The 11,124-nt window shown below is 71.6% G+C and carries 11 protein-coding genes; 4 read left to right on the top strand and 7 right to left on the bottom strand.

The window, feature by feature from the left end; genetic code table 11:
* The coding region (locus LXM50_RS17330; protein ID WP_233312727.1) for a DUF4407 domain-containing protein at positions 1-1,669 on the bottom strand (1,669 nt) is incomplete at its 3' end.
* 103 nt (positions 1,670-1,772) lie between these two features.
* Positions 1,773-2,351: a TetR/AcrR family transcriptional regulator gene (locus LXM50_RS17325; protein ID WP_233312726.1), complete on the bottom strand. Its 579-nt coding sequence runs from the start codon at positions 2,349-2,351 to the stop codon at positions 1,773-1,775.
* 64 nt (positions 2,352-2,415) lie between these two features.
* On the opposite strand from LXM50_RS17325, the gene LXM50_RS17320 reads away from it, so the two are divergent.
* Positions 2,416-3,033 (top strand): NAD(P)H-dependent oxidoreductase, encoded by a 618-nt coding sequence (locus LXM50_RS17320; RefSeq protein WP_233312725.1) that lies wholly within the window; start codon positions 2,416-2,418, stop codon positions 3,031-3,033.
* Between the two features lie 127 nt (positions 3,034-3,160).
* On the opposite strand, the gene LXM50_RS17315 is transcribed toward LXM50_RS17320, so the two are convergent.
* Genes LXM50_RS17315 through LXM50_RS17305 form a run of 3 tightly spaced genes read right to left on the bottom strand, consistent with a single transcriptional unit; the run spans position 3,161 to position 5,891 of the window.
* Positions 3,161-4,228 (bottom strand): alpha/beta hydrolase, encoded by a 1,068-nt coding sequence (locus LXM50_RS17315; protein WP_233312724.1) that lies wholly within the window; start codon positions 4,226-4,228, stop codon positions 3,161-3,163.
* A gap of 26 nt (positions 4,229-4,254) precedes the next feature.
* Positions 4,255-5,121 carry an alpha/beta fold hydrolase gene (locus LXM50_RS17310; protein WP_233312723.1) on the bottom strand — a complete coding sequence of 289 codons (867 nt, stop codon included), beginning with the start codon at positions 5,119-5,121 and terminating at the stop codon, positions 4,255-4,257.
* Positions 5,118-5,891, bottom strand: a complete 774-nt coding sequence (locus tag LXM50_RS17305; RefSeq protein WP_233312722.1) for a 3-hydroxybutyrate dehydrogenase — start codon at positions 5,889-5,891, stop codon at positions 5,118-5,120. Before LXM50_RS17305 ends, LXM50_RS17310 begins: the two co-directional genes overlap by 4 nt.
* 63 nt (positions 5,892-5,954) lie before the next feature.
* Here LXM50_RS17305 and LXM50_RS17300 point away from each other — a divergent pair, with 63 nt between their 5' ends.
* Positions 5,955-6,863, top strand: coding sequence for a LysR family transcriptional regulator (locus LXM50_RS17300; RefSeq protein WP_233312721.1), 909 nt, complete (start codon positions 5,955-5,957; stop codon positions 6,861-6,863).
* 89 nt (positions 6,864-6,952) lie between these two features.
* The gene (locus LXM50_RS17295) at positions 6,953-7,429 is read left to right on the top strand and encodes a histidine phosphatase family protein (protein WP_233312720.1); all 477 of its coding nucleotides are present in this window, start codon (positions 6,953-6,955) and stop codon (positions 7,427-7,429) included.
* A gap of 209 nt (positions 7,430-7,638) precedes the next feature.
* On the opposite strand, the gene rlmN is transcribed toward LXM50_RS17295, so the two are convergent.
* A complete protein-coding gene (gene rlmN, locus LXM50_RS17290) occupies positions 7,639-8,892 on the bottom strand; it encodes a 23S rRNA (adenine(2503)-C(2))-methyltransferase RlmN (protein WP_233312719.1) in 1,254 nt (417 codons plus the stop codon).
* A 75-nt stretch (positions 8,893-8,967) separates the two neighbouring features.
* Between rlmN and LXM50_RS17285 the strand changes: the two genes are divergently transcribed.
* Entirely contained in the window at positions 8,968-9,537 is a 570-nt protein-coding gene (locus LXM50_RS17285; RefSeq protein WP_233312718.1) for a ribosomal protein L7/L12, read from the top strand.
* 82 nt (positions 9,538-9,619) lie between these two features.
* On the opposite strand, the gene LXM50_RS17280 is transcribed toward LXM50_RS17285, so the two are convergent.
* The gene (locus LXM50_RS17280; protein ID WP_233312717.1) at positions 9,620-11,008 is read right to left on the bottom strand and encodes an FAD-binding oxidoreductase; all 1,389 of its coding nucleotides are present in this window, start codon (positions 11,006-11,008) and stop codon (positions 9,620-9,622) included.
* Positions 11,009-11,124: the final 116 nt, after the last annotated feature.

Genomic DNA, 11,124 nt, shown 5'->3' with positions numbered 1-11,124 from the left:
CGCCCGCCGGCGCGGGATCCGGGTCGCCCGCGGCGGCCGTCTCAGCCTCGTGCGCGTCGGCGAAGGCGCGGTGCTTCGCCTCCTCCGCGATGATGGCGGCGCGATCGCGGTAGCCCTTCGACGTGACGCGGTCGAGCTCGACCTGCTTCGCGATCGCCTCGGCCTTCTCGTAGAGCGACGGATCGCCCCAGCTGGTCAGCACCTTCACGATGACCGGCAGCAGCTCGATCATGAAGAACAGCGCGGCGATCAGCCAGTGTGCGAAGCCCAGCACGGGCTCCTTCGCGGAGAGCCGGTCGAGCGCGGAGATCTGGCTGAGCAGGCCCACCGCGCCGGCATTCGTACCGGCCACGGATGCGGCCCGCGCGTTGTACGCGTCGAGCGCGGTCTTGTACGCCTGCTCGGCCGCGGGGATCTGGTCCTTCGCCTGCTGGCGGTTCTGGGTCTCCGAGGCCGAGGTCGCCGACTTCGACGAGCTGTCCGCCGACTCCAGGTCGGTGTTGGCCTGACGCAGCTGCGCGGCGAGCGCGTCATAGGTCTGCTGCGCCTGGTCGAGCTGCGACTTCGCGGCGGTCGAGCTCGCGCCGTCGCCCTGCACGCCGGTGCAACCGGGCACCGTGCCGGCCCCCTGACCGGTCAGTTCGCACTGGTACAGCGCGCGGGCCTGGTCGATGACCTTCTGCTGGTCCGCCATCTGACCGGTGATCTTTGTGACGGTGTCCTGGGCGGCCTTCTGCGACGCGGAGTCGCTCGAGGTGCCCTTCACGATGCCCGTCGAGGCCTGATTCTGCAGGTCGGCGAGCCGGGCGGAGGCGGCGTCGAGGGCCTTCTTCTCGGGCCCGCTGGTCACGGCCTTCTGATCGGACTGCGCCTGCACCAGGTTGGTCGCGGTGACCTCGCGCGCGATGTCGTTGTGGAACGCCTGCAGCACGATCGGCTCGGCCACGACGAACCCGATGATCGCCGCCATCAGCACGCGCGGGATGGCGAGCCCGAGCAGCCGCCAGACGTTGCGCGTGGACCGCATCGTCGAGGTGAGGAAGCGGTCGAGGTTGAAGATCAGCAGCGCCCAGACGATCGCGAGCGGCACGGCCAGCCAGACCAGCACCTGAACGCCCGTGGTGAGGGCGAACAGCATCGACAGCGCGGAGACCAGCGCCGTCCCGGCCAGCACGAAGAACATCTGCACGAAGCGCGGCTGCTCGCTGGGCACACGATCGAGGATCGCGCCGTCGGCGCCGCCGAGGATCGCGAGGCGACGCCAGAACCAGCCCTGCGGACGCGGCGCGCGGGGTGGCTTGGGCTGCCTCGGAGGCTTGGCGACGATCGGCGCGGGGGCCGCGACGACGGGCTCCATGACGAGAGCCGGTTCGGGCTCCACGACCGGCGCCTCGGCAGCGGGGAACAAGTCCTCGATCCGGGGCGCGGGCGCGGGCTCGGGCAGCGACTCAGGCGCGGCAGGACGAGGAGGGACGACGGGATCGATCGGGGCGGTCACGGCCTCTGCGGCGGCGGGATCGGATCCGGTCGGCGTGTAGTCGCGCACGAAGATGAACGGGTCCTCCGCGGTCGGGTCGGACGGGTTCGCGGGGTCGGGCTGTCCATCGACGTCGAAGGCGATCCGGCCCTGGGAATCCATGCGGCCGGGGCGGTGGGCGGAATAGGACATCCCTCAACCGTACGAAAACCCGCCTGGAAGAGCGGTGGACGAACCCTGGGCGCGGGCCGGGCGGATCCGAGGTGCAGCCTATGCGCCGGCGGATCCGCCGCGGTCAGACGGAGGACGCGGGCAGCATCCGGTCGATCGCGCTCGCGTACCCTGCGAGCGCGACCTCGACCGGGAAATGCCCGGCGGCGCAGAGCGTACCGAGGCCGTGCACGAGACCCCAGAGGCCCACGGCGTCCTCGGGCCGGTCCATCCCGGCGCCGAGCGCGGCCTCCCCCAGCGCCTCTTCGAGCCCGTCGATGAGCGGCGCCATGGTCGCGGTCGGCGAGCCCGGCACGCACACGGTCGGATCGTAGATCGCGTCGAAGGCATTGGGGTGCTCGACCGCGAAACGGATGTACGCGCCGCCGCCGTCGTGCAGCGCCGCCCGAGGGTCGGGGCTCGCAGCGATCGCCTCCCGTACGAGCGCGAGCAGGTCCGCCATGCTGCGCTCGGCGATCGCCTTGAGCAGGCCGTTCCGATCGGCGAAATGGTGGTAGGGCGCGTTGTGGCTCACGTTCGCCGCGCGCGCGACTTCGCGCAGGCTGATCTCCTGCGCGGGCTTCTCCTCGAGCAGCTGCATCGCGGCGGTCTCGAGTGCGTGCGCGAGGTCGCCGTGGTGGTACCCGGATCGTGAACTTGACACGAGCAACATTCTCTCCTATCTTGACACTGTCCAGCTAGTTGACAGTGTCAAGATAGGAGTTCGCATGTCCGCCGCCCTCGTCATCGACGGCCACCCCGACGCCCGTTCCCTCACCGCCGCGCTCGCCCGGAGCTATGCCGAGGCGCACGGCGATGCGCGCGTGCTCGCACTGCGCGACCTCGACTTCGACCCGATCCTGCGCTTCGGCTACCGCGAGCGCATGACGCTCGAGCCCGATCTCGTCGATGCGCGGGAGGCGCTGCACGCCGCGCGGACGATCGTCGTCGCGACTCCGCTCTGGTGGGGATCCGTTCCCGCGCTGCTCAAGGGCTTCTTCGACAGGAGCCTGCTCCCGCAGCAGGAGTACCGATATCGCCCGTCCGGCCTGCCCGAGGGCCTGCTGAGCGCACCGCACGGCCGACTGTTGCTGCTGGCGGACACGCCCTGGTTCTTCACGCCGTTCACCGGCCTGCCGGGGCAGACCCATGTCGCCCGCGGAACCATGCGCTTCTGCGGCATCCGGAATGTCCGGACCACGCGGATGCTCGGCGTGAAGGACGCATCCCCCGCACGCATCGAGGCGTGGCTCGAACGCGCGGCACGACTCGGCACGGCCGACGGCGCGCGCGATGCGAAGGACCGGACCGCGACGCACCCCGCCCCCATCCCCGCCGGCGTCTGATCAGTGCGAGGGATCCGGTCCGCCGGCGATGACCGCTCGAACCGCGTCATCCCTGTCCGCGCCCTCCGGGGTGCGAACAGAGACGATTCCGGCGTGCGAACAGGGACGATTCCGGAGCGCGGCGGGCTCACACCCCGAGGTGCGCGGCGAGCTCGCGATCGAAAGCCTCGGCCTCGTCGAGATGCGGCGCGTGTCCGGCCTCGGGCAGGACGACCTCGCGGTACTCCCCGCCGTTCGCGGCGTAGCGCACGAGCACGGCCCGCGTCTGGGTGACCATCGGCTGCACGGGCGCGATCTCCTCGCCGGGCCAGCCCGGGATCACGCCCAGCGCGCCGAGCTGGTTCAGGTCGAAGAACGAGGCGTCCGAGACGATGGCGTCCTTCTCCCCGCGGATCCAGAGGATCCGCGGCTTCGCGACGAGATCGACGATGCCGGACAGGTCGAGGTGCTGCGGCGCCATCGTGTTGAGCACGCCACGCGTGCCCGCGGCGAAGCCGGGCCAGTTCTCGGATCCGACGGCATCGCCCGGGTAGTTGTCGAGCCCGGTCTTCGTGGTGAGCATCGAGGCGACCCAGAGGTCCTCGTGCGCGGTCTGGGTCTCGGGGTGTGCGACGTACGCAGTGCGGTAGACGGTGCGCGGCGAGGTCTGCGCCTCATCCGTGGTGTCGCCTGACTCCAGCCGCGCCACGAAGTCGGGGTTCGCGCCACCGCCGCCCGTGCCGGCGCCGTCGGCGTCGTTGCGCGCGCCGTCGGGGCCGTGCGTGCCGCCGAAGCCGTACGGCGACACCGGCGACTCCAGAGTGAGCGAGAGCACGCGCTCCGGCGCGTCCAGGGCGACCTGCAGCACCACCCCGCCGCCCATGCTCCAGCCGACGAGGTGCACGGCGTCGAGATCGAGGGCGTCGAGCACCGCACGCACGTCGTCGGCGAAGTCGCGCAGGCCCCGGGTCGCATCGACCGGCCTGGTCTCGCTGTCGCCGAAACCGCGCAGATCGATCGCGAGTGCGCGCACGTCGGCCGGGAGGGCGAGCATCGTCGGCTGGTAGAACAGCGCGGATGACACGTTCCCGTGCACGAGCACCGCCGTGGCGGTGGGCGATGCCGGATCCGCGGCAGGGCGCTCGAGCACGTTCGCGGTGTAGCGCGGGGTCTCGACGCGGCGAGCGGTGATGCCGTCGAACAGGGCGGAGGACATGGTTGCTCCTTCGGGAGAGCGGGCGGTCAGGGGCGGGCGTCCACCTCGGCGGCGACGCGAGCGGCGCCCCGGTCGGCGAACAGGATCGTGTAGTGGTTCACATCGGGGACCTCGACGACCCTCAGCTGCGGCACGAGCGCGCCGAACTGCTCGAGCGCCCCCGGCGGGTAGAGCGGATCCTCGTCGAGCAAGCCGCGCGGCGCGCGCAGCACGGTCACCGACATGCGCAGTCCGCGCAGTGCGTCGAGGTACCAGTCCGGTCCATACAGCTCGCCGCCGTCCTGCAGCATCGCTGCGGCCGCCGTCGAGGAGCGCAGATGCGGGGCGGATCCGTCCAGGTCGTGCCGCGCGTAGGTCTCGACTGCCGCCGACCAGTCCCGTGCGAAGGCCGGATGGGCGCGCCAGAAGGCGAGATAGGCGTCGTCGTCCGGGAACTCCATGGACAGCCGCTGAGCGGCGGGCCCCAGGAGCGCGGCGATGTCGAGGTCGTCGGCGCTCACGCCGTCCGGCAGCGCGAGGGGGAATCCGCCGTCGACGAGCACGAGGCGGGCGACGAGGTCCGGGCGGGCCGCGGCGAGCGCCACCGCGACGAACGCGCCCATCGAGTGCCCGATGATCGTCCGCGCCCCGCCGCCGTCCGCATCCAGCACGGCAGCGAGGTCCTCCGCGTGCCGGCGCAGACCGTACGGCCCGGGCAGCGTGTTGCTGCGCGCTCGCCCGCGCAGGTCGGGAGCGAGGACGCGCCGAGCCGGCAGGAGAGCGGCGACGGTGTCCCACGATCGGCCGTTGGCGGTGATGCCGTGGATCGCCAGGATCGCGGCGGTGTCGGATGCGGGGCCGAAGGACGTGACCGCGAGGGCCGGATCCGCCCCCTGTGCGACGCGGGCGCTCATCGCGCGCTCCATCCGCCGTCCATCGTGTACGAAGCCCCGGTGACCGATCCCGCGGTCGGGCCGCACAGCCACCGGGCCAGATCCGCCACCTCGTCGGGCTCGAGCAGGCGCTTGATCGCCGACTCGACGAGCATGACCTTCTCGATCACGTCCGACTCGGGGATCCCGTGCGTGCGGGCCTGATCCGCGATCTGCTGCTGGACGAGCGGCGTGTTCACGTAGCCGGGGTTGATGCAGTTGCTCGTGACGCCGTGCGGCCCACCCTCGAGCGCGGTGACCTTGGAGAGCCCCTCGAGCGCGTGCTTGGCGGTCACATAGGCCGACTTGTACTCGCTCGCGCGCAGTCCGTGCACGGAGCTGATGTTCACGATCCGCCCCCATCCGCGCGCGTACATGCCGGGGAGCACCGCACGGATGAGCAGGAACGGCGCCGTCACCATGATGTCCAGCATCCGACGGAACATCAGCGGATCGAACTCGACGATGGGCGCGACGGTCTGCAGGCCCGCATTGTTCACGAGGATGTCGGCGTCGAAGACCCGCGCCGACAGTGCGTCGAGGTCGCCGAGATCGACCGCCAGCGCTTCGCCGCCGACCTCTACGGCGACGGCGGCGGCCGCCTCGGCGGCCCGGTCGAGCACCAGCACGTGCGCGCCGTCCCGCGCGAGGGCCCGGGCGCATGCGGCGCCGATGCCGCTCCCGGCACCGGTGACGAGCGCCGTGCGCCCCCGGAGGTCGGTGTCTGGAACCGGGGATCGCTGCGCTGCCATGCCTGCACGGTAGTTCACCGCCGCGCACGGCGGAAGAGGGTACGGCTATGCAAAACTGCACAGATGGACGCGCACTTCCCCGCACCGCCGCTCAGCGCGGACGACCTCCTCGTGCTACTGGCCGTGGCGCGCAGCGGCCGGTTCACCGCCGCCGGGCAGCAGCTCGGGCTGAACCACACCACGGTCGCGCGCCGCATCGCCGCCCTCGAGGCGCAGCTGGGCGGGCGGGTTCTCTCCCGCGAGGGGGCGGGCTGGGAGTTGACCCCGCTGGGTTCGCGCGCCCTGGCCGCGGCCGAGGGCGTGGAGCGGGCGCTCAGCCGCCTGGACGGCGGCGACGCCACGCGGATCGGCGGCCTGATCCGGCTCTCGGCCACGGACGGCTTCAGCGGCTTCGTCGCCGCTCCCGCGATGGCCGCCCTGCGCCGGGTCCACCCCGACGTGCGGCTGGAGCTCATCACCGGCACCCGGCAGGCCTCGCATCAGCGCACCGGCGCCGATCTGGAGGTCGTCGTGGGTCGGCCGCAGGTGCGGCGGGCCCGAGCGATCCACCTGGCCGACTACGCCCTCGGCCTGTACGCGAGCCGCGACTGGCTGCGCACCCACCCCGCACCGCAGGATCCGGCCGACCTCGCCGGACAGCCGCTCGTCTACTTCATCGAGTCGATGCTGCACGTCGACTCCCTCGACGATGCGCGCCGGGCCGTGCCGGGCATGCTCGACGCGGTCGCGAGCACGAACGTGTACGTGCACGTCGACGCCACCCGCGGAGGCGCCGGCTACGGGCTCCTCCCCGCGTTCCTCGCCGACCAGCACGAGGATCTGGTGCGGGTGCTGCCGGAGGAGATCGACGAACGGCTGCCGTACTGGCTGATCGCCCGCCCCGAGGCGTTGAACCAGCCCGCGATCGCCGCGTTCCTGGAGGCGCTGCAGGCCCGGCTCGCCGAGGTGCGCCCGCGACTGCTCGGCGAGTAGCGGTCGCCCCGGATCCGCATGCTCGGCGGCCACACGGGATCCCGCCGATGGGGCGTGCGGCTGAGGCCGCGCGGTGGCACGCTGTGAGCATGAAGACCCTGCTGCTGGCACGCCATGCGAAATCCGACTGGGACATGGCGGGCCTGCGCGATCACGATCGACCGCTGAACGCGCGCGGCCGCCGTGACGCCCCTGCGATGGCACGACGGCTGCGCGACGAGGGGGTGGACCTGCAGCGCATCGTGTCGAGCTCCGCGACCCGCGCGCACAGCACGGCCGACGCGTACGCGGCGGCGTTCGGGCTCGCGGTGATCGAGGATCCGACCCTGTACGCGGCGTCCGCCCGCAGGATCCTGGCGGTCGCGGCGATGCTTCCCGATGATGTCGGCGGCGCGATGCTGGTGGGGCACAACCCCGGGATGGCGGATGCGGTGGAGGAACTCACCGGATCCGTCGTCGAGTTCCCGACCTGCGCGGTCGCCGAGTGCTCGGTCGACGTCGGATCCTGGTCCGAGTTGATCGAAGGATCCGGACGACTGCTCCGGCTGCGCACCCCGCGCGACTGATCCCCGCGCGACTGATCCCGGCACGACAAGGACGGGTCGCGACAACGGACGAGGCACGACGGGCAGGACCGCACCTCGGTCGCCGAGACCCCCACGTACCGCCCACACCCCCATGTACGAACGCCGCTGCACGGGGGTCTGGACGGTCTGCGGGGGTTTCGACGGAGAGAGAAGGCCGCGCGCGAGGGCCGCGGCGGGCGCCGGCGACGTCAGGCCATCGCGGCGGCGGCGGCCTCGTCCTCGGTCGTCGCGACGAGCTGACCGCAGGCTCCGTCGATCTCCTTGCCGCGGGTGTCGCGGAGGGTCGTCGGGATGCCGGCGTCGTTGAGGCGGCGGACGAACTCGTCCTGCACGTCCTTCTCCGAGGCGGTCCAGATGGATCCGGGAGTCGGGTTCAGCGGGATGGGGTTCACGTGCACCCAGCCGCGACCACGGGCGTTGAGCTTCTCCGCGAGCAGGTCGGCGCGCCAGGCATGATCGTTCATGTCCTTGATCAGCGCGTACTCGATCGACACGCGGCGACCGGTCTTCGCGTAATAGTCGTACGCGGCGTCGAGAGCCTCATCGACCTTCCAGCGCGAGTTGACCGGGATCAGTTCGTCGCGCAGCTTGTCGTCCGGCGCGTGCAGTGAGAGCGCGAACGTGACCGGGATGTGCTCGTCGGCGAGCTTCTTGATCGCGGGGACCAGGCCGACCGTCGACACCGTGATGCCGCGCGCGCTCATCCCGAGGCCCTCCGGCTGCGGAGCGACCATGACGCGCACCGCATCCATCACGCGCTTGTAGTTGGCGAGCGGCTCGCCCATCCCCATGAAGACGATGTTCGACACCCGCTCCATGGAGTGGTCGTCGGCCTTCTTGCCGCCGAGGCCGCCCTCGGCGATGAGGCGGTTGGCGCGTACGATCTGCTCGACGATCTCGGCGGTGGACATGTTGCGCGTGAGCCCCGCCTGACCGGTGGCGCAGAACGGGCAGTTCATGCCGCAGCCGGCCTGGCTCGACACGCACAGCGTGATGCGGCCCGGGTAGCGCATGAGCACCGACTCCACGAGCGCACCGTCGTGCAGGCGCCAGAGGAACTTGATCGTGTCGCCGCGGTCGGTCTCGAGCCGCCGCACCTCCGTGAGCAGCGGCGGCAGCATCCCGGCCACGAGCTCGTCGCGCTGACCCGCGGGCAGATCCGTCATGTGGGCGGGATCCGAGGTGTAGTGCGTGAAGTAGTGCGTGGCGAGCTGCTTGGCACGGAATCCGGGCAGCCCCAGCTCCTTCACCTTCTCCACGCGCTCGGTGGGCGTGAGGTCGGCGAGATGCACCGGCGGCTTCCCCCGCTTGGGGCTGGCGAACTGCAGCAGCGGGCGCCCCTCGGCGTCCTTCTTCTGCGTCCAGCCTTCGGTGGCGGGGCGCACCTGGGCGGCGCGCCTCGTGGGCGCGCCGGAGCGGGCGGACGCAGGAGTCTCGGACATGTCTTCCAGGGTAGGGCCTGCAAGGTGCGAAGGCGCTGGGCGCGGCTGCGCACATCCGCCCCGTACGCTGGCGGCATGCCCCTCTGGATCTGGATCCTCCTCGTCGCCGTGATCGTCATCCTGTTCGTGGTGATCGCCGTGACTCTGCGGGCGATCCGGCCGAAGGCGCCGGAGCCTCTCGGGACCGTGATCGCGACGCCGGCCGCATCGGCCGAGACCCCCACCGCGCGCCGTGATCCGCCGGCATCGCCGCGCGACCCGCTGGACGCCTCCGTCATCGCCGAGATCGACGCCCTGGTCGCCGCCGAGCAGAAGATCTCGGCCATCAAGGTGCTGCGCGAGCATTCCGGCCTCTCCCTGCGTGAGGCGAAGGACCAGATCGACGCCTGGGTGCCATCCGCGCCCGGCACGGTGGACGCGACCCCGGTCTCCCTCGCACGTTCCGGCTCGCGGCCCGCCGGAGCACCGCCCTACGCCGGCGGGCTGCCCGTCGCCGAAGCCGTCGCGCAGCTCTCCCCCGACGTGCGGGCGGAGATCGGCCGGCTCGTCGCCGCGGATCAGAAGATCGCGGCGATCAAGCTGCTGCGCGAGGCGACCGGACTCGGCCTCAAGGATTCGAAGGACGCCGTCGAGTCCTGGCACTGACGCGGGAGCGGCGCTCCTGGCGGTCGTTGAGCGAGGACGCCGCAGCCGGAGTTCGCTCAACGCCCCCGAGGGAGGAAGCGGATCAGTGCCGACCGGTGATGACGTCGGCGAGGTGCGCGACGGGCGAGGTGTTCGGACGCCCGGCCAGCTCGGCCCGATCGGCCATGCCGTACGCGGCGTAGAGCCCCTTCGTCGCGATCCAGCGCAGCGGTTCGGGCTCCCAGCGCCGCACCCGGTGGTTCACCCAGGGCAGCCCGGTGATCTCGGTCTCGTTCCCGAGGATGAGGTCGGAGATCGTCCGCCCGGCGAGGTTCGTCGAGGTCACGCCCGTGCCGACATAGCCGCCGCCCCAGGCGATCCCGGTGCGGGGATCCAGCCCCACCGTCGCCGACCAGTCGCGGGGCACGCCCAGCACGCCCGACCACACGTGATCGATCCTCGCCCCGGTGGTCGCGGGGAAGAACCGGTGCAGGATCTCGGTGAGCGTGCGCACGGTCGACATCGGCGTGCGTCCGTCGGTGTCGGTCCTCGAGCCGTACTTGTAGGGCACCCCGCGCCCGCCGATCGCGATCCGGTCGTCCGCCGTGCGCTGGGCGTACATGTACACGTGCGCGAGATCACCCAGCACTTCACCCTCGCTCCAGTGCAGTTCCTCCCACACCTCCGGCGGCAGCGGCTCCGTCGCTATGAGCGAGGAGTTCATCGGCAGCCACAGCCGGTGCAGGCCCTTCAGGTTCGCCGTGAAGCCCTCGGTCGCGCGCACGATGTACTCGGCGGTGACCGTACCGTGATCGGTGCGCAGCCGGCGCGGGGCGATCTCGTCGACCGTGGTGCGCTCGTAGATCTCGACACCGAGCCGTTCGACCGCCGCGGCGAGACCCGCGACGAGCTTGGCGGGCTGGATACGGGCCGCATGCGGATGCCAGACGGCGGCCCTGGTGCCGCGCACATCGATCTTGGCGGCCGCCTCGGCAGCCTCGAGCAGGGCGAGGTCGGTGTGCGCCCAGGTCTGCTCGGCGGCGGCGAAGGCCCTGATGCGCCCCTCCTGCGCGGCCGTGTATGCGACCCCGAACTCGCCGCCCTTCTTGATGTCGGCATCGATGCCCTCGGCCGCGGCGACGTTGATGACCTCGTCGACGGTCTCGTTCATCACCCGCTGGAATCGCGTGGCGGCATCGCGTCCGTGCGTGCGCACGTACTGCTCTCTCCCGCCGGTCACCGAATTGGTGAGCCAGCCTCCGTTGCGGCCGGACGCCCCGTAGCCTGCATGCCGCTGCTCGATGACCGCGATCCGCAGTCCGGGCTGTGCCCTCTTCAGGTAGTAGGCCGTCCACAGCCCGGTGTAGCCGGCGCCGACCACGGCGATGTCGACGCTGAGGTCACCGGGCAGCTCGCGTCGCGGAGTCGGGGCGCCGATCTGCTGCCACCAGTGCGAGACGTTGCCGTTGATCGGCGGGGGCACGGCGGCCATGCTGCTCCTTCACCCATCAGCCCGGGGATGCGCGCCGTCGCGGATCCCGTGCGCGTCGGGTTCGCGCGTGCTGTCGGAATGCATCGAATCACATTTCTCCCGCGCGTGCCGGTCGG

This window comes from Microbacterium sp. Au-Mic1 (assembly GCF_021341785.1).
Taxonomy (GTDB): domain Bacteria; phylum Actinomycetota; class Actinomycetes; order Actinomycetales; family Microbacteriaceae; genus Microbacterium.
The sequence above is the reverse complement of the archived record's forward strand: the minus strand, read 5'-3'. Positions and strand labels throughout refer to the sequence as shown.